Genomic DNA, 17,905 nt, shown 5'->3' with positions numbered 1-17,905 from the left:
CTGACCACCCCGCCGCACCGCGGGCCTGACCACCACGCAACCAGGAGGAGCGCATGCCGCCCACCATCACCACGCAGCCGCCCCTGTTCGGCACCGCCGACGCCGTCGCCCGGATCGCGGCCGCCTCCCGCCGGACGCAGCAACCGCAGTCCCGGTCCGACCTCGTCTCCCTCGCCATGGGCGAACCCGACTTCGACACCCCCCAGAAGGTGACCGAGGCAGCCGAAGCCTCGCTGCGCACCGGGCGCACCCACTACTCACCGCTGCTGGGCGAACCGGCCCTGCGCGAGGCGCTCGCCACGAAGCTCACCGCCACCGCCGGAGCACCGGTGTCCGCCTCCGACATCCTCATCACCCAGGGCGGCACCGCCGGGCTCGCCGCCTCGATCCTCGGCATCGTCAACCCCGGCGACAAGGTGGTCGTCCCCGACCCCACCTACTCCCTCTACGGCGACTTGGTCGCCATGGCCGGAGGCACCGTCGTCCCCGTGCCGCTCGCGCCGGACCTGCACTGGGACCTCGACCGGCTCGCCGATGCCCTCACCGGCGCCAAGCTCTTCGTCTTCTGCAACCCCGTCAACCCGACCGGTATCGTGCACAGTCGCGAGGAACTCGCCGCGCTCGCCGACCTGCTCGACTCCACACCCACCCTCGTCATCGCCGACGAGGCATACGCCGACCTCGACTACACCGGTCGGCCCTTCACCTCGGCGATCTCCGTCGACGGCCTGCGGGAACGGACCGTCTACTGCCAGACCTTCTCCAAGAGCTACGCGATGACCGGCTGGCGGGTCGGCTACCTCTGGGGGCCGGCAGCCCTCATCCAGGCCTCCGCGCGCATTCACAACACCTTCAACGGCTCCGTCAACACCTTCATCCAGGACGCTGCGCTCGCCGCGGTGAACAGCTGCGACGAAGACGTCGCCCGGATGCGCGCCGCGTACCAGGAGCGCGGCGAGATCATGCGCAGGGAACTGGCCACGATCCCCGGCCTCACCCTCAGCGCACCGGAAGGCGCCTTCTACCAGTTCCCGCGCTACGACCTCGACCTGCCCTCCGTGGAGGTCGTCGCGGCACTGCGCGCGCAGGGCGTCGCCGTCCGGCCCGGGAGCGAGTTCGGGGCACAGGGCGAGGGGCACCTGCGGCTGTCGTACGCTGCCAGTCCACAGTCCATCACGGAGGGCATCCGTCGACTGGCCAACGGCCTCTCGGCGCTGCGATGAACGCCGTACCGCGCGCAACGAGGAGTCGCCCCATGCGCAGTGACACCGAGCGCAACCGCAGGCACCTCATCGAGGCAGCCGCGCGGCTGTTCGCGAACTCGCCGACGCCCGTCAGCCTCGCCGAGATCGCCAAGGAAGCAGAGGTGTCCACCGCGACGGCCTACCGCCACTTCTCCTCGGTCGAGGAGATCCTGCACGCCTTCCGCCGCCAAGTAGGCTCGGATCTACGGGACTTCAGCGCCCGACAGACCACGCGGGGCATGGCGAAACTCGAGGCGGTGTCGCGGTACTGGGTGTCCCTGGTCCTCGAACACGGCGGCGCGATGGCGCAGATGCGCTCGCACCGCGGCTACCTGGAGCGGCTTCGCGAAGGAACCGGCTACCTCACCCCACAGGCCGAAGCGCTCGCCGAGCCACTGCGCCAGACCGCCGAGGAACTTGACCTCGGAGAGCTCGGCGACGAAGCCCTCTACCTGTGGAACGCGCTGTTCGACCCCCGGGACATCCTCGACCTCATCAAGAGCGGACGCACCGAGGACGAGGCCGCCACCCGCCTCGTGGCCGCACTGCGCGGCTCCCTGATCGGCTGGTCCGCGGCAGGACCCTGATCGCTGCTCCACGGTAGGGCAGCAGGGGCGCATGACAGGGGCCGGGTCGCCTGCCCCACCATGTTCTCCACCAACGGCAACCGCACATCCTTGAGCAGAGAGACAGCACACATGGACGTCAGCGCCCAGATCGAAACGGTTTACGACGACCTCCGCCGACGGAACCCCGGGGAAACGGAGTTCCATCAGGCGGCACACGAAGTGCTGCACGCGATAGGCCCCGTACTCAGGGCGCACCCGGAGTACTCCCAGGCCCGGATCGTGGAGCGGCTCTGCGAGCCCGAGCGGCAGCTGATCTTCCGGGTCCCATGGGTGGACGACCAGGGCACGGTACAGGTCAACCGCGGTTTCCGGGTGGAGTTCAACAGCGCCCTTGGACCGTACAAGGGGGGCCTGCGGTTCCACCCGAGTGTGAACCTCGGCATCGTCAAGTTTCTCGGCTTCGAGCAGATCTTCAAGAACGCGCTGACCGGCATGGCGATCGGCGGCGGCAAGGGCGGGGCGGACTTCGACCCCAAGGGCCGTTCGGACGGCGAAGTCATGCGCTTCTGCCAGGCGTTCATGACGGAGCTGTACCGCCACCTGGGCGAGCACACGGACGTGCCCGCCGGGGACATCGGGGTGGGCGGTCGCGAGATCGGCTACCTCTTCGGCCAGTACAAGCGAATCACCAACCGCTACGAGGCCGGTGTCCTGACCGGCAAGCCGGTCGGCTGGGGCGGTTCGTACGTCCGGACCGAGGCCACCGGCTACGGCGCGGTGTACTTCGCCCAGGAGATGCTCTCCACGCGCGGCCACGACTTCGACGGACGCCGGGTCGTGGTCTCCGGGTCGGGAAACGTCGCCGTCTACGCCGTCGAGAAGATCCACGCCCTGGGCGGACGCGTGGTGGCCTGCTCCGACTCCTCCGGCTACCTGGTCGACGAGGACGGCATCGACCTGGCCCTGCTCAAGGAGGTCAAGGAGGTGCGCCGTGCCCGGATCTCCGCCTACGCCGAGGCGAAGCCGACCGCGCGCTTCTCCGACCGGGGGTCGGTGTTCGACGTGCCGTGCGAGGTCGCCCTGCCGTGTGCGACCCAGAACGAGCTGCATCAACAGGACGCCGTCGCGCTGGTGAAAAACGGCGTGCTCGCCGTGGCCGAGGGCGCGAACATGCCCTGCACGCCCGAGGCGGTCGAGATCTTCCGCGGCGCGCGGGTCCTCTTCGGCCCGGGCAAGGCGGCCAACGCGGGCGGGGTCGCGACCTCCGCGCTGGAGATGCAACAGAACGCTTCCCGCGACAGCTGGACCTTCGAGCGGACGGAGGACCGGCTCGCCACCATCATGCGGCAGGTGCACGCCCAGTGCCGTGCCACCGCTGAGACCTACGGCGGTGACGCCGACGACTATGTGCTCGGCGCCAACACCGCGGGCTTCCTCCGCGTCGCCGAGGCCATGATGGCCCAGGGAGTCGTCTGAGCGGTGAGTCCTGACGGGGGCGTGCCCCGGGCGCGCCCCTTGCGTCACCTGCGCCGTACACGACCGGGATATCGGGCATCGAGCCGTCCGCGCCGGTCCGCTGCCGCCTGCGCCGTTCCCGTGTGAGGGCGGCCCGCACAAGGTTCCTACAAGGTTCACCCAACCCCGGCAACGCACGATCGGACCAATCGACGATCCGAAAGGCAGCCAGCCATGCGTCACGCCCTCACCACCGGAGTCTGCGGCACCCTGGTCGCCGGAGCCCTCGTCGCCGCGGGCGGCATCCTCGCCGTACCGGCCAATGCCGCCGGAAGCGGTGTGGTCTACGTAAGCCCCACGGGCAGGAGCGGTAACCCCGGGACACAGAGCAAGCCCGTGAAGACCCTCGCCGATGTGCGTAAGGTCCTCGCCGCACGGCAGAACCCGCCGACGGTGACGGTGCTCTTCAAAGGAGGCACCTACAAGCTCCCCCAGTACAGGTGGGGGAACTGGTCGGCGCAGAGCGTCACGTTCAAGCCGCAGCCTCGCACCGGAACCCCGGTCTTCGACGGCGCGAAGAGGCAGAAGTACTGGCTCGTCGTCGATCCGACGAGGACGAAGCTCACCTTCACCGGGTTGAGGCTCAGCCGCTACACCACGGGCGGGATCATGCTCCGCGGCACCGGTACGGCCGACAGCCGAAGGGTGATCGGTGCCACCATCAAGGGAATGAAGTTTACGGACATGGGCGGCGCCGAGTCAGGTTACGCGGCGGTCCATCTCAACTACGCCCGGAACACCACGATTACGGGGAACACCTTCCGCAACCTCGTGAACGGGGACTGCCCCGGCTGTATGCACGCGGTGTACTTCGCCAATCAGAGCAACAACAACACCGTAAGCGGCGGAACCTTCTCCAAGATCTCCGGAGACGCGATCCGGGCAGCCGACTACAGCAACGGCAACAAAGTACGGGGTGGCAGCTACAGCAGGACCGGCACCAAGGCGGTCTTCTCCGCGTGGCGGCTCGCGCGCAACACCAGGTGTTCGCACGGCAATGTCTTCTACACCACGGCCAGGACTTCCAAGAGCTACAGGGGTGCGACCATCCCCACCGTGCTGGACGGAGCCGACGACTCGACCAAGCCCCCGTGCACTCCGCGTGCCGTCGTACGCAAGAACCCCTGATCCGACCATCAGCCCGCTTGGGGTGGCTCCTGGCCCTGCCCCGGCATCCGGCCGGGGCAGGGCGGGGTCACCTGCTGACGAAGGGCACATGAGCCCGCCGAGTTCGTGGGCGCGGTCGACAGCCGCGGTGACAAGTTGGCGGCCGATGCCGCGTCGCTGTCGGCCGGCGACCTTGTCGCTAGCTAGCGGCGCGGGGGCCGGCTGACGGAGACGGGACGGGGGCCGGAGCTGGCCATCCCCGGCTCGGCTACCCTCAGCGCCACTGACGTTCACTCTGCGATCCGGGCAGACTGCAACCGAATCGTCACTCGGGAGACGCCAACGCATGAACACGCCACCGTCGCCACCTGGAGCGGAGCGGACTGATGGATCATCCGTCCGGATCGGCGCTCTCGTTCCGCTGACTCGACCTGGCTGGGTCGAGGCGGGCCGGCACTTGCTCGCTGGACTCGAGCTGGCCGTTCGCGAAGTCAATGACGCCGGCGGGATCGTCGGAACACCACTCGAGCTGGTGGTCCGAGACACCGCGGCTGATCCACAGAGGGCCGCGGCGGCCGTAGATGAATTGGCCGGCCTGGGCGTGGCTGCTTTGGTGGGGGAGTATCACAGCGTTGTCGCTCGCACCGCTGCTGCCAGGGCCGACGCCCTCGGCCTGCCGTTCCTCTGCTCGTCGGCGGTTCTCGACGCGCTCACCGAACAGCCAACGGATTGGGTCGCGCGCCTCGCCCCGGCGCAGTCCCACGGCTGGCGGATCTACGCAGATTTCCTTCTCGGCGCGGGCCACAGCCGAATCGCGGTATCAGCCGAGCCGAGTGTCTACTGGGCATCCGGTGCCCGTATTCTGCGGGACTACCTCGCTCCACGCGGCGGCACCGTCATCGAACTCGACATGCGCGCGCTCGCCCCCACGGCGGTGTGCGACGAACTCGTCGACAATCGCGCGACTGCCCTTCTTCTGCTGGTCGGCCACCCGGAGCCGGCAGTGTCGATCGTCAAGTCCGTCCGCCGCGACCAGCGCCTCGCCGAGATCATGATTGGTGCTCCGGCCGGGCAACCGGAGTTCGCCGAATGGGCGACGTTGCTGGGCGACGACGGTGCCGCGATCTCGTTCTTGCGCTACCTGCCCGAGCGCCTCAGCCCACTCGGTGTGCGAGTCGAGACGGCCCTGCGCGAGCGGCTGGCCGAAGCGCCCTCCTTCGTCGCCTTCGAGGGCTACGACACGGTTGCCGTCCTCGCCGAGGTGCTGCGTTCTCATGGCGCGGACCGGGCGCGCATTGCCGAATCCTGGTCGCGCGTTGCAGTGGAGGGCACCCGCGGGCAGATTCAGTTCTCCCGCACGCCGGGCATCAGCGTTTGGCAATGGGCTTGGACGCCAGTCCAAGTCGTTGATCGAGATCCGGCGGAACCCGATCGCTTTCGGATCCTCCACACCGGCTGAGAGAACACGGAGGTCCGTGAAGCCTCTGGCAGGATCCTCGACGGCACGCTGCTTGGGCGGGCCTGTTGCCGGGCTGGTCGGCTATCACGCTCCTCGACAGCTCGTCCAGGGGGCATCAGCTACTCAGCCCGGTTGCGCGGCCTCAGCTGGAGACGGCGTGTTGACTCCGCAACTCGGCTCCGCAGTCGTCGAGTTGACGCGTCGGCGGCCGCCCGGTCGTCGGGAAGGAGTTGGACCTTTCCTGTGCCCTCAACGGTCCGTGTCCTGTCGGCGAAGGCCGTCGAGGATGACGTTCATCAGAGGCCGTGCCATTGATTCCCACTCACCCCGGTCCAGTCGGCTGAGGTAGGCGATGAGCAGGAGGACCCCGGGGGCATCCACGTCCGTGCGGATGGAACCGGCCGTTTTCCCCGCGTCCAGCAGGTGACCGAGGGCGCTTTCGATGGGGTTGTGGCTGTGGGCGACAAGGTCCTGCCACGCCGTCGGCTCGAGCGCTGCCAGGACGCCGCGCTTGATCTCGGCGTAGTCGATCACTCGGTCGAGCCATTGGCGCAAGGCTTCCACGGGCTCGTGTTCCGCCAGCAGGGCGGAGGCGGCGGTCACGAGCTCTTCGACGTCGCGCCGGTAGACCTCGGCGAGGAGCGCTTCGCGGTTGGGGAAGTTCCGGTAGAGCGTTCCCTGTCCTACACCGGCGCGCTTGGCGATCTCGTTGAGGTGGACGTGGTTGGACTCGGCGAGGGCTGCCCGGGCGGCCTCCACGATGCGGGTCCGGTTCTGCGCCGCATCCGTACGGCGTGCTGGCGCGCTCATAGGCCTCTCCCGATGTTCCGCTCTGACAAGTGGACACGTGTCCGGTACGGTGAACCATACGGCGGACAGGTGTCCACTTTACTTGGAGGCAGTAATGCTCTCTCTTCACGACAAGATCGTCGCTATCACCGGAGCGAGCGGCGGCATCGGCGAAGCCACGGCCCGTCTGCTCGCCCAGCGCGGCGCCGCGGTCGTCCTCGCAGCGCGCCGCAGCGAGCGCATCGACGCCATAGCGCAGGACATCCGGCAGGAGGGGGGTCGTGCCGTCACGTGCGTCGTCGACGTCACCCGGGCCGGGGACCTGCAGCGTCTGGTCTCCACCACCATCGATCAGTACGGCCGTATCGATGTCCTGGTGAACAACGCCGGCATCGCCCCGATCAGCCCGCTGGCCGAACTCGACACCGAAGGCTGGTCGGCCATGATCGATGTCAACCTTCGCGGCATGCTCAACGGCGTCGCCGCCGCGCTGCCCGTCTTCCGCGAGCAAGGGTCGGGCCACCTGGTCAGCATCGTCTCCGTGGCCGGCCTGTCCGTGTCCCCCTCGATGGCTGTCTACGCCGCGACCAAGAACGCGGTGCGCACCGTCCACGAGGGGCTGCGCACGGAGTCCACCGACGGGGTGGTGCGCACGACAGCCATCTCGCCGGGATACGTCCGCACCGATCTCGCCGACTCCATGGCGGACCCGCACATCCGTGAGCAGACGCGCAAGAACATGGACGCGATGGGCATCCCTCCGGCGGCGGTTGCCCGCGCGGTGGCCTTCGCCATCGAGCAGCCCGACGACGTCGAGATCGGCGAGATCAATGTTCGCCCCACCGTCCAGGCATGACACATGCAGTCACCGGTCAAGTGAGACGGCCGCCGGCCGCTTGTGCAATGCCGCTGTCCGGCCCGACGCCTACGAGGCGGCGTTCAGCGCGTTGGCGCACCCGGCGCGGCGGCGTGTCCTGCTGACCGCCTACTTCAACGGCGGATCCATGGCGGCCGGTGAGATTGCTGCGATGTTCGCGCACTCCTGGCAGACGACCACCAGACACCTGCAGGTCCTGGAGGTCGCCGGCCTGCTCAGCAGCGAGCGCCAGGGCCGTTCGCGCATCTACCGCCTGCAACGACGTCGGCAGTGTGGAAGTCGGTGATCTCGAAGAGGCCGTAGCCTTCTACGGCAGGCTGCTGGGCCTGGAGGGGCGCAGACAGGGCGCTCGGCTGCCTGTCCACGGAACTGGTCCACGATGCTCCGGCGGGCGCGATCGCCGTCCGCCCGTGGGGCGAACGGTCGTTCTACGTCCAGGACTCCTGGGACAACCCGATGTGCTTCGTGGAGGACGACACCGTCTACCCCGGCTAATGCTGTGACCGTATGGGTTCGCCGGGTTGGCGGTCGCCACTGCGGCGTAGGCCATCGGCCTGGATCGAGGAGATGTTCCGGGAGCGCACGGACTCCGAGGAACTGCCCTCTGCCCGTGGCGAATCTGCGGCGGGCAGAGAAACCGCCTCGGGGGATCTCCTGAGGCCAAGAGTGGAGTCGACGGCATCCCTGCCTCGACAAGGAGACCAGATGACTTCACTCACCACGCTTCCGCCCCGCGCGGAGGAGGGCGACACACCGCCCAGCCGCTTCGACGACCATCTCGCGGCACAACTGCTCGCCCAGCGGATCGTCCTCCTCGGCACACAGGTCGACGACGTGTCGGCCAACCGGGTGTGCGCGCAACTGCTGCTGCTGTCGGCGGAGGACCCGCGCACCGACATCAGCCTGTACATCAACAGCCCCGGCGGGTCGGTCACCGCGGGTCTCGCCATCTACGACACCATGCGGCTCATCCCGAACGACGTCTCGACGCTGGCGATGGGGTTCGCCGCCAGCATGGGCCAGTTCCTGCTCACGGTGGGGACACCCGGCAAGCGGTTCGCGCTGCCGAATGCGCGGATCATGATGCACCAGCCCTCAGCGGGCATTGGTGGCACCGCCGCGGACATCGAGATCCAGGCGGAGAACCTCCAGTTCACCAAGGAGGCCATCGAACGGATCACCGCCGAGCACACCGGGCAGAGCGAGGAGACGATCGCGCGGGACGGCGACCGGGACCGCTGGTTCACGGCCGAGCAGGCCAGGGAGTACGGGATCGTGGACCGGGTGGTGGAGTCGGTCGCCGACATCCGCCCGGCCGCGTCGCGCCGACGGATGGGGTTGTGACATGGGGTCGTACACGGTTCCCTACGTCATCGAGCGGACCGCGCAGGGCGAGCGGTCCTACGACGTCTTCAGCAGGCTGCTGAACGAGCGGATCATCTTCCTCGGCACCGAGATCGACGACGGGGTCGCCAATGTGGTCATCGCGCAACTCCTGCATCTGGAGTCGGCGAACCCGGAGCGCGAGATCTCGATCTATCTCAACTCGCCCGGCGGATCGTTCACTTCGCTGATGGCGATCTACGACACGATGACGTTCGTGCAAGCGCCGATCTCCACGTTCTGCGTCGGTCAGGCGGCGTCGACGGCGGCGGTGCTGCTGGCCGGCGGAGATCCCGGGCGACGGTTCGTGCTCCAGCACGCGCGGGTGCTGCTCGGCCAGCCGGCCAGCGGCGGCCGGCAGGGGACGGTCTCCGACCTCAGCCTCGCGGCCAAGGAGATGGTCCGCATCCGCTCGCAGGTGGAGGAGGTCCTGTCCCGGCACACGCATCACGACGTGGCGACGCTGCGCGCGGACATGGACCGGGACAAGGTGCTCACTGCCGAGGAGGCCGTCGCCTACGGGCTCGCCGACGAGGTGCTGAGCCGACGGCTCGCGTTCGTCTGACCCCGCGCGGCCGTGGCCGAAGGCCGCCGAGCCGGCCGGTACGGCGGTGGCGCGCCCCGTCGTACCGGCCGTCGGTTCGGTCAGGCGACGAGGCAGAGGCCGTCGTACTGCGCCGTGGGCGACGTGCGGCCCCGGCCCACCCGGCTCCGGGCGTACCGGGCCAACTCGTCCTGGGTGAGCGAGAGCAGGTCGGCGAGGCCGAGCCCGAGGGCCTGGGCGGCGGCCGCGAGCACCTCGGAGGAGCCCTCCTTGCGTCCGCGCTCCAGCTCCGACAGGTACGGCATCGAGATCCGGGCCGCCTCCGCGACGTCCTTCAACGTACGCTCCTGGGCGAGCCGCTCGCGACGCAGTACATCGCCGACGAGGTCGCGCCACAGGGGCTCCCTCGGCGCGGGAGTCTGTGGGGCTCCCGCCGGTCGCTGCGGGGCGCGGGGCGCCCCGCCGGAACCGGGCGGCGGGGTCTGCGGGCGCAGGGGGATGACGCGGGCTTCGTTCGGCGCATGAGTGCTCACCCCTTCAGCCTAGGGATCCGGGGCGCCGGGGGAAGGGAGCGGCGTTCTGCCCTGGGTGAAGCCGTTTGATGAGTGTGACGTCGAGCGTCGCTCAACCGATCGCGGCGTCTCACTGCACCAGCAGAAACGCGGCGAGCACCGCGACGATCACGGAGACGCCGCAGAATGCGAGGTGCGAGCGCGGATAGGGGTAACTTTCCTGTTGCTCGCCCCTGTTGATCTCGTGGGCCCACATCACAAACAGCTTGCGCGTCGGGAACAGGCCGATTGTCAGCCCGACGAGGGCGAATGAACACAGGACGAGCATGTCGGTCAGGGCGAAGCCCTGCGACGAACCGATAGCCACTGCTCCGACACCACACAACACCCATATGAAGGGGTACACCGTCCAGAATCTCTGAATTGGCACCCATTTGGCCATGGCGGAGCAGTGGATTACGAGGGCTATGACAGCCAAGAGCCACGGCCACTCCGTGGCAAGCGACGTGAACACGGACTTTCCCCCTGAGTCACTTTGACTCCGCAGAGGTTAGCAGCGAGGTTGGTGGCGGCGGCCCGCCCGGTACGGTCGATACGCCATACCTGGGCGGCGAGGCAACCGCCGGCCGGACCGCGCCCGTCCGGGGTCACCAGGGGATGACGCCCTCGTCGTCGAAGAAGCCGCCGCGCGGTCCGTCATCCGGCAGGGTGGCGAGCCGGATTGCGATCGCGGCACCTTGCTCGGGCGTCCGTGGCGCGTTGAAGCCGGTGAAGTCGGTCGCCACGTAGCCGGGGCAGCAGGCGTTCACGATGACATTCGTATCGGCGAGTCGGCGGGCGTACTGTGCCGTGACGCTGTTGAGCATTGACTTCGACGGTGCGTACGCGGCCATGATCGGGCCGGTCCGCAGCGTCAGCGAGCCCATATTGCTCGACATGTTGACGATGCGCGGCGACTTTGCGCGGCGGAGCAGCGGCAGCATCGCGTTCGTCACCCGAACGGCCCCGAACACGTTTGTGTCAAGGACGGTGCGGACGACGTCGAGGTCGAGCGTCGTCGGATCCTGCGCGCCACCGTCGGTCCGGCCAGAGATGCCCGCGTTGTTGACGAGCACGTCGAGCCGCCCTGCCGTCTGCTCGATCGCCGCCGCCGCGGCGGCGACGCTGTCGTCGGAGGTGACGTCCAGGGCGATCCCGAACGCGTCGACGCCCGCGGCACGCAGGTGCTCGACGGCCTCCTCACGCCTGGCGTCGTCGCGAGCCCCCACCGCGACCGTGAAGCCGATCGCCCCGAGACCCTGTGCGATGGCGAAACCGATTCCCTTGTTCGCGCCGGTGACCAGCGCGGTCTTCGTGTCGTTCACTCGATCCATGCTCGGCGAGCCGCGCACAGATCGTCCAATACCGGATCAGTCCGCTGTGATACTCACCAGGTATCAGGCAGTAGGCTGCTCGCGTGGACGATCTCGAGACCCGCGAGCTCCGGTACTTCGTCGCCGTCGCCGAGGAATTGCACTTTGGACGCGCCGCCGGTCGGCTCGGGATCGCACAACCGCCGCTCTCGCGCGCGATCCGCCGGCTGGAGCAGCGGCTCGGAGTCCAGCTCCTTGACCGGGACCGTCGTGGCGCGGCGCTCACCGAGGCCGGCAGGGTGCTACTTCGGGAGGCCAGAGTGGCCCTTGACGCGGTCGCGGCCGCTGCGCGTCGGACGCGGCGTGCCGGAGATCCGAAGCGGCCGCTGGTGCTCGCGACGAAGACCGGGGCGTCCCATGAACTGCTGCGACGGCTCCTCGACACGCTTGCGAGCGAACCCGGGGCGGCACCGATTGAGGTCCTCCTGTGCGAGGTCGGCGAGCAGGCACGGCTGCTCCGCGACGGGCAGGCCGACGTGGCACTCATGCATCGCCCGTTCGACGACCTCGCCGGGTTCGACACCGAAGACCTCCGCGTCGAAGGCCAGGTCGCGATCCTTCCCGCGGGGCATCCGCTCGCGTCATGTCATCAGCTCACGCTGGCGGATGTCAGCAACGTGCCGCACTTGCCGATCGCTCGGTGGCCCCGGCTCGACGGGTCCTACCCGGACGGGCCCGGACCGGAGGTGCACACCCAGTCGCAGCTCGCTCAGCTCGTGGCGCTCGGCAAAACGCTGCTCGTCATCCCTGCCTCCAGCCGTGCCTGGCAGTGGCCCGAACACGTCGCGGTGCCCGTCGTCGACGCGCCGAAAGTCACCACGGTGATCGCATGGCCGCAGAGCAGCCGCTCCCAGGAGGTTGCCTCACTCGTCCGCTCAGCGGCCGGGCTCCGCGGCGGTTGGGGCGTTGTGCAGGTCGACCATCGTGCGTACGGGAGGCGGTAGCCAGTCTTCGGTCGGGGAGTCGTTCTGGGAGAGTTGCTCGAGTACCTCGGTGGGCGTTGGACGGCCGTTCGGGTTGTGGTCGAGGCATCGGGTGATAATGCCGACGAAGCGAGCCGGCAGCAGACTGAGGGCTGACTCCAGGGATTCGCCGTCTGTGAGCGGCGTGGCTCCGGCGGCGTGGCACAGCACCATGCCAAAGGCGTAGAGGTCCGCGGCGGGCGTGATCGATGTGCCAGTGAGCTGTTCCGGGGCGAGGAACCCCTGTGTGCCGACGACATGGTTGGTACGGGTGAGTGCGGTGCTGTCGAGGGCTCGGGCGATGCCGAAGTCGATGACGCGAGGGCCCGTACTGGAAACGATGATGTTGCTTGGTTTGAGGTCACGGTGGATGATGCCGCAGGCATGGATGCCCTCAAGTGCCTCGGCGATGCCGACGGCGAGAGTGAGAAGGGTCCTCGTGGGCAGGGCACCCTGCTGTCTGAGGACGTCGTGGAGTGAAGGGCCTGGGATGTACTCGGTGGCCAGCCAGGGCAGGTCGCCGCGGGAGTCGGCGTCGACCACCGGCGCGGTGTGGAATCCGCCGACACGGCGTGCGGCATCGATCTCGCGGGCGAAGCGTTCCCGGAACGTGGGGTCCGCGGCGAACTCCGGCCGGATGGCTTTGACCGCGACCAGGCGCTGCCCGGGAGACCGGCCCAGATAGACCGTCCCCATCCCTCCTTGGCCCAACCGAGCCGTCAGGTGGTAACGGCCGATACGGCGGGGATCGTCCTGCAGCAGTGGCTGGTGTCCGGGGACGGGACTGGCCCGGACGGGCGACTGCGGTGTGCTTCGCGTCGCTCCGCTTCCGCCGGCGAGGATGGCGGCCACTTCGCGTTCGGTCTCCGCTTTCAGCAGCGCGGCCTGCTTCTCGCCTTCGGCCTGGAGGATCGCGGCGCGCTTGTCGCGGTCGGCGCGCATCTGCCTCTCCACCGAGCCCTGGATGGAGGTGGGTGGCTCGATGGCTTTGAGTTCGGCGCGGTTGACGCGGATGCCCCACTTGCCGGTGGCCTCGTCGAGTACGCCGCGCAGGGCCGCGCTGATCTCCATGGTGGAGGTCAGGGCACGCTCGAGGTCCATGCCGCCGATGATGTTGCGCAGCGTGGTGACGGTCAGCTGCTCGATGGCCTGGATGTAGCTGGCGACCTCGTAGGTGGCGGCGCGGGCGTCGGTCACCTGGTAGTAGATGACGGTGTCGGTGCTCACGACCAGGTTGTCCTGGGTGGTCACCGGCTGCGGCGGGAACGGCACGACCTGCTCACGCAGGTCGACGCGGTTGCGGATCGAGTCGATGAACGGCACGACGATGTTGAGGCCCGCGTTGAGGGTGCGGGTGTAGCGGCCGAAGCGCTCGACGATGGCGGCGCTCGCCTGCGGGATGACCTGGATCGTCTTGATGAGTGTGATGAAGACGAGCACTACCAGGATGATCAGGACGATGATGATCGGTACCACAGCAGCCCCCGTGCCTTCTCTGGCGTCCCCGCGCGCGTCAGACGGTCCCGTGCAGGATTCTTCCAGATCTACCCCACGACTGGGCTCGAGTCCACGGACAAGGGGTCGGGTCGGGCGTCGGCGAGGCTGACTTGGAGTCCCTGAGGCTGACTTGAAGTCCTTCGGCCTCACCGAGCCGGCCTTTCCGCTCGGCTTCGGCGGTGCGCATCATGATGCGCAGCATGGGGTCGTCCGGATCCTGGTCGCTGGTGCCGGCAGGAGTGCTGCCGTGCGACACGGGCGGCACCGCCGACCGGTGGGGACCGGGAAGCCTGTCGTCCGCTGACCTGCCCGCGCTGTCAGTCGACCCGTCGGGCCAGCACCTGTCCCGGCCAGTTCCCGGACAGGAAGCGGTCGGTAGGGGCGAAGCCGTTGCGTTCGTAGAACGCGACCAGTTCGCCTCCGCCGCCGGCCCAGCAGTCGACCCGCAGCAGCCCCACACCGGCCCGCCGGGTTTCCTCGGCGGCATGGACCAACAGCGCCGCCCCGATGCCCAGACCGGCGTGGCGACGGTCGGACACCAGCAGCCGGACGTACCGCTCGGGCTCTCCGGCTGACACGATCGGCACCTGCGGGTTGGGACCCGAGCCCAGCACCAGGGCTCCGACAGGTGCTCCGTTCAACTCCGCGATGTAAGGGGCGTTCTCGGTGGTGTATCGCTCGACGCGCGCCACCCCGCCGGGTTTCTGCGAATACGGTGTCGTGCCCCACTGTTCGGTGTTTCCGCGCTCGTTCATCCATGCCACCGCGGCGTCGAGCATGTCCAGAATAGCGGGTGCGTCGGCCAGGCTGCCTGGTCTGATCCGTATGCCATGCGTGGTGTCGTTCACGGCGGAAGCATAGGCGCTGCCGGTTGGATCATGGCAGAGCCATAATCCGTCAACGGGATCCCTGCACTGTCACAGCCGGCCTATACGCTGCGAGCAATCTACGACCAGCTGACCGGAAGGCATGATGACCAGCACTCCCAGACCGCCGGTCGAAGCGATACTCGCCGTGCTTCCCGAACTTGCTCCCCACGCGCGCGACGCGGTCATATTCCATCCCGAGCGCGCTGAGCCGGACTGCCGGAACAGTTCTATCGGCGGACCACTGCTATGGCCGAGTGGCGAACGGTGGCCCGAATGCTCCTTGCCCGACGAGAACAGCCTTGCCGGCGTGCCTGCCACGGCCATGGTGCCGGTCGCCCAGATCTTCCGTCGCGACGCGCCGGGACCCTGGTGGCCCGCCGGTATCGACCTCTTGCAGATCCTTTGGTGTCCCAATGAACACTGGGATCCGCCGGCCCCGCAGGCCGATGTCAGCCCTGTGCTTGAGGTGCGCTGGCGTCGGGCCGCTGACGTGGTCGACCCATTGACGACTCCGCCGCCACCCTCGCGGTATGAGGAGGACGGCTGCCTGCCGCAGGCGTGCGCCATCACCGCCGAGCGCGTGACCGACTTCCCTTTCCGTGAGGAGCTGCCGGCAGAGCTCCGTCCGCGGCTCGAGGAACTGGTCCGCGAGACCGGCGACGGCGGTGACGCCATCACCCGCCTCGCCGGCTGGAAACTCGGCGGCTGGCCGACCTGGCACCTGAACCAGCCCACAGTCTTTGCCTGCGGTGACTGCGGCACGGCAATGACACTCCTGTTCACCGTGGCCAGCGACGACGAGACAGGGGTTGTCGTCGGCCGGTGGGGAGACTTGCGCATCTTCACCTGCCCCGCCGACTACCGTCACGCGTTCTGGGTGGACCTGCACTGACCTGCGGCCCTGAACTGTGCTGTTCCGTCGCCGAGGACGCCCGGCGGGTCACCTGCGGAGTCGATATCGACGGTCACGCCGGGGTTTGCATCCCTTGGAGCGTGAGGCTGACGAGCCGGTGGACCGCGGCCTCCGAGGGCAGATCGGCGGCGGCTGTGAGTGAGTGGAGGCAGTAGGCGGCGAGTTCTCGGGGGGCGATGTCGTCCCGGAGTGCTCTGGCGGCGGCGGCTTGCGCAATCACATCTTCGAAGAGCCGGCTGAGGTGGCGCTGTGCCTGGACGATCGCTTCGCCGCGGTGGAGCAGCGCTGAGAGTTCCTCTGTGCCCTGGCTGCGCCGGCGGTAGGAGATGAGCGCGTAGCGCTCGAGGACCGCCCGAACCCGTTCGCCGGGGTCGGGGAGGCTCTCGCGGAGTTGGTGAAGCTGTTCGATGTGGCTTGCGATATGGCCTTCGTGGAATGCGCTCAGGATCGACTCGACGTCGGGGAAGTACTTGTAGAGCGTGGCCCGGCCGATGCCGACCTTCTCGGCGATCTGCGACATGGTCACCGACATGGGTCCCTGCTCGGTGGCCAGTGACCAGGTGGTGCGCAGGATCGCTTCGCGCACCGCGTTGCGATGCTCCTCGATCGTCTCGTTCCACAGCTTCGGCACCACGCCATTGTACGCCGCGCCGCCAGTGTGACGATTCGACTTGACAGCGACAATGTGTATCGAAAAAGCTGGGTGAGCGTTGCGGGGCAGCCAAGACGGAAAGGGCGTCGCCATGACACAGCCGCATTCCCATGCCAGGGCTTCTGCTGGAGCTTCTGCCGGAGCTTCGGGGGCACTGGAGGAGCTGTACAGCAGCAGGCCGCCGTGGGACATCGGCCGGCCCCAGCCGGCGCTTCAGGCCCTCGCTGACGCGGGGGCCATCCGGGGCCGGGTGCTGGACGTCGGCTGTGGCACTGGTGAGCACACCCTGCTCGCGGCTGGTCTGGGGCTTGATGCCACCGGCATCGACCTCGCCACAAACGCCCTGCACACCGCGCAGGGCAAGGCAAGGTCACGCGGGCTGACCGCCCGCTTCCTGCGCCACGACGCCCGAGAGCTGGCAGACCTTTCAGGTTCCTTCGACACCGTGCTCGACTCCCTGGTCTTCCACAGCTTCACCAGGGAGGACCGTGCCGCCTACCTCCGCGGCCTGCGCACCGTCCTGAGGCCGGGCGGCCGCTATTTCATGCTCGGCTTCAGCGACCGGCAGCCGGGCGAACTGGGACGCCCGCACAAGCTCACGGCGCAGGAGATCCGTCTTGCTTTCGCCGAGGGATGGTGCATCGACTCCATCGAACCGGCCACCATCGCCTCGACCCGCCACCCCGACGGCCTCCAGGGCTGGTTGGTCTCCGCCACCACGACCGGGTCCTTTGAGGTCAACGATGCCCACCCTGCGGCACTGACAGAGGAAGCGGCCCCCGACGTGGGCAGCGACATGCTGACCGCACAAGCCGACATTCCAACCGACCGGGCGAGCCGGTACCTCGTCCAACTCTGCCGACACGGCAGCCAGATGACCGGAATCCCCGGCCACCGCCCGCGCGCCCACACAGCCGGCGGGGCTCCTCCCCGGATCCGGCGCGTGGAATGGTCCGACACCTGCGGCACCCTCGACTTCGGCTTCGGTCAGTGCACTCTGGAAGCCAGTCCCGAAGGGCTGACACTCCGCGCCCGGGCCGACGACGAGGAACACCTGCGGCGCATCCAAGACGGCACCGCCGCACGCATCGAGAAGATCGGCAGACGCGACAACCTGCACGTGACCTGGCATCGTTCCCAGGCTCCGGGGACAGCACCCGACGACGGCGTGGCGGGCGGGCCACCCGCCGCACGGTCACCGCTCCGCGCCCACGGCAAGACGGTCGCCTTGTCCGCCGTCGCCCTGCTGGTCCTGGCCGTGCACCTTGGAGCCGGTCGCGCCCTGGTGGGCTCCTCCTGGCCAAGCTGGGCACTCGTCACCATCCTCGGCATTGTCGCAGTCAAGGCCGCTGTCATCACGACCGTGGTCATCCGCCGCCGCAAGACCGCCAGAGCACGCCGCTGAAGCCACCGGCGCGGCGGGCCGGCATCGGCGACCGGCCTGCCGCGCCGGTCAGCGCTGCCTGCCGCCAGCCGCGGTCAGGGCACTGTTCAGCTCGGCGTGGTCTGGGCAGGCTCGGTCGAGGGTGCCCCGTGCCGCGATGAGTTTCGGCCGGGTCGGGAGTCTGTTCTGGTGACCGTTGTAGGGCGTCGTACGACGC

At 68.6% G+C, this 17,905-nt stretch carries 18 protein-coding genes and 2 pseudogenes; 12 read left to right on the top strand and 8 right to left on the bottom strand.

All coding sequences use genetic code 11. The features are described 5' to 3' along the window. Positions 1-53: 53 nt before the first annotated feature. The 5 genes from CCN51_RS38065 to CCN51_RS38045 all read left to right on the top strand — a co-directional run bounded on the left by CCN51_RS38065 (position 54) and on the right by CCN51_RS38045 (position 5,894). A complete protein-coding gene (locus CCN51_RS38065) occupies positions 54-1,223 on the top strand; it encodes a pyridoxal phosphate-dependent aminotransferase (protein WP_014172700.1) in 1,170 nt (389 codons plus the stop codon). A gap of 32 nt (positions 1,224-1,255) precedes the next feature. Then, positions 1,256-1,831 carry a TetR/AcrR family transcriptional regulator gene (locus CCN51_RS38060; RefSeq protein ID WP_014172699.1) on the top strand — a complete coding sequence of 192 codons (576 nt, stop codon included), beginning with the start codon at positions 1,256-1,258 and terminating at the stop codon, positions 1,829-1,831. A gap of 111 nt (positions 1,832-1,942) precedes the next feature. Then, positions 1,943-3,289 carry an NADP-specific glutamate dehydrogenase gene (gdhA, locus tag CCN51_RS38055; protein ID WP_014172698.1) on the top strand — a complete coding sequence of 449 codons (1,347 nt, stop codon included), beginning with the start codon at positions 1,943-1,945 and terminating at the stop codon, positions 3,287-3,289. 213 nt (positions 3,290-3,502) lie between these two features. Next, entirely contained in the window at positions 3,503-4,456 is a 954-nt protein-coding gene (locus CCN51_RS38050; RefSeq protein WP_014172697.1) for a right-handed parallel beta-helix repeat-containing protein, read from the top strand. 325 nt (positions 4,457-4,781) lie between these two features. Next, complete coding sequence (locus CCN51_RS38045) at positions 4,782-5,894, top strand: ABC transporter substrate-binding protein (protein ID WP_043485903.1); 1,113 nt, start codon at positions 4,782-4,784, stop codon at positions 5,892-5,894. Positions 5,895-6,143: 249 nt separating this feature from the next. Here CCN51_RS38045 and CCN51_RS38040 read toward each other — a convergent pair whose 3' ends face one another. After that, positions 6,144-6,704 (bottom strand): TetR/AcrR family transcriptional regulator, encoded by a 561-nt coding sequence (locus CCN51_RS38040; protein ID WP_014172694.1) that lies wholly within the window; start codon positions 6,702-6,704, stop codon positions 6,144-6,146. 94 nt (positions 6,705-6,798) lie between these two features. Between CCN51_RS38040 and CCN51_RS38035 the strand changes: the two genes are divergently transcribed. The 4 genes from CCN51_RS38035 (at position 6,799) to CCN51_RS38020 (ending at position 9,508) form a co-directional block, all read left to right on the top strand. Beyond that, positions 6,799-7,539 (top strand): SDR family oxidoreductase, encoded by a 741-nt coding sequence (locus tag CCN51_RS38035; RefSeq protein WP_014172693.1) that lies wholly within the window; start codon positions 6,799-6,801, stop codon positions 7,537-7,539. Between the two features lie 40 nt (positions 7,540-7,579). Continuing rightward, positions 7,580-7,846 carry an ArsR/SmtB family transcription factor gene (locus tag CCN51_RS38030; protein WP_014172692.1) on the top strand — a complete coding sequence of 89 codons (267 nt, stop codon included), beginning with the start codon at positions 7,580-7,582 and terminating at the stop codon, positions 7,844-7,846. Between the two features lie 419 nt (positions 7,847-8,265). Continuing rightward, entirely contained in the window at positions 8,266-8,904 is a 639-nt protein-coding gene (locus CCN51_RS38025; protein WP_014172691.1) for an ATP-dependent Clp protease proteolytic subunit, read from the top strand. Between the two features lies 1 nt (position 8,905). After that, positions 8,906-9,508 carry a ClpP family protease gene (locus CCN51_RS38020; protein ID WP_014172690.1) on the top strand — a complete coding sequence of 201 codons (603 nt, stop codon included), beginning with the start codon at positions 8,906-8,908 and terminating at the stop codon, positions 9,506-9,508. Between the two features lie 80 nt (positions 9,509-9,588). Here the strand turns inward: CCN51_RS38020 and CCN51_RS38015 are convergent, their stop codons facing one another. The 3 genes from CCN51_RS38015 to CCN51_RS38005 form a co-directional block, all read right to left on the bottom strand. Next, the gene (locus CCN51_RS38015) at positions 9,589-10,020 is read right to left on the bottom strand and encodes a helix-turn-helix domain-containing protein (RefSeq protein ID WP_043485901.1); all 432 of its coding nucleotides are present in this window, start codon (positions 10,018-10,020) and stop codon (positions 9,589-9,591) included. Between the two features lie 109 nt (positions 10,021-10,129). Further along, positions 10,130-10,366 (bottom strand): hypothetical protein, encoded by a 237-nt coding sequence (locus tag CCN51_RS38010; RefSeq protein ID WP_238545238.1) that lies wholly within the window; start codon positions 10,364-10,366, stop codon positions 10,130-10,132. Positions 10,367-10,646: 280 nt separating this feature from the next. After that, on the bottom strand, positions 10,647-11,372 hold the full coding sequence (locus tag CCN51_RS38005) for an SDR family oxidoreductase (protein ID WP_043485899.1): 726 nt from the start codon (positions 11,370-11,372) through the stop codon (positions 10,647-10,649). 83 nt (positions 11,373-11,455) lie between these two features. On the opposite strand from CCN51_RS38005, the gene CCN51_RS38000 reads away from it, so the two are divergent. Beyond that, the gene (locus tag CCN51_RS38000; protein ID WP_014172686.1) at positions 11,456-12,355 is read left to right on the top strand and encodes a LysR family transcriptional regulator; all 900 of its coding nucleotides are present in this window, start codon (positions 11,456-11,458) and stop codon (positions 12,353-12,355) included. Here CCN51_RS38000 and CCN51_RS59730 read toward each other — a convergent pair. The 3 genes and pseudogenes from CCN51_RS59730 to CCN51_RS37990 all read right to left on the bottom strand — a co-directional run. Next, positions 12,287-13,090, bottom strand: a pseudogene (locus CCN51_RS59730) (serine/threonine-protein kinase); the annotation flags it as partial. The gene CCN51_RS38000 and the pseudogene CCN51_RS59730 sit on opposite strands and share 69 nt — an antisense overlap. A gap of 111 nt (positions 13,091-13,201) precedes the next feature. Beyond that, a pseudogene (locus CCN51_RS59725) lies at positions 13,202-13,849 on the bottom strand (SPFH domain-containing protein); the annotation flags it as partial. Positions 13,850-14,187: 338 nt separating this feature from the next. Further along, positions 14,188-14,718, bottom strand: coding sequence for a GNAT family N-acetyltransferase (locus CCN51_RS37990; protein ID WP_014172684.1), 531 nt, complete (start codon positions 14,716-14,718; stop codon positions 14,188-14,190). 301 nt (positions 14,719-15,019) lie between these two features. Here CCN51_RS37990 and CCN51_RS37985 point away from each other — a divergent pair, with 301 nt between their 5' ends. Next, positions 15,020-15,631 (top strand): YwqG family protein, encoded by a 612-nt coding sequence (locus CCN51_RS37985; protein ID WP_078610258.1) that lies wholly within the window; start codon positions 15,020-15,022, stop codon positions 15,629-15,631. A gap of 73 nt (positions 15,632-15,704) precedes the next feature. Here CCN51_RS37985 and CCN51_RS37980 read toward each other — a convergent pair whose 3' ends face one another. Beyond that, positions 15,705-16,397, bottom strand: coding sequence for a TetR/AcrR family transcriptional regulator (locus tag CCN51_RS37980; protein ID WP_078610257.1), 693 nt, complete (start codon positions 16,395-16,397; stop codon positions 15,705-15,707). On the opposite strand from CCN51_RS37980, the gene CCN51_RS56680 reads away from it, so the two are divergent. Continuing rightward, positions 16,396-17,709, top strand: a complete 1,314-nt coding sequence (locus tag CCN51_RS56680) for a DUF2218 domain-containing protein (protein WP_078610256.1) — start codon at positions 16,396-16,398, stop codon at positions 17,707-17,709. The genes CCN51_RS37980 and CCN51_RS56680 overlap by 2 nt on opposite strands. Positions 17,710-17,905 lie beyond the last annotated feature (196 nt).

Origin of the sequence: Streptomyces milbemycinicus, assembly GCF_002154605.1 — a bacterium.
In the GTDB taxonomy this organism is placed as follows: Bacteria; Actinomycetota; Actinomycetes; order Streptomycetales; family Streptomycetaceae; genus Streptomyces; species Streptomyces milbemycinicus.
Note: the sequence above shows the minus strand (reverse complement) of the source record. Positions and strands in the feature narration are given on the sequence as shown.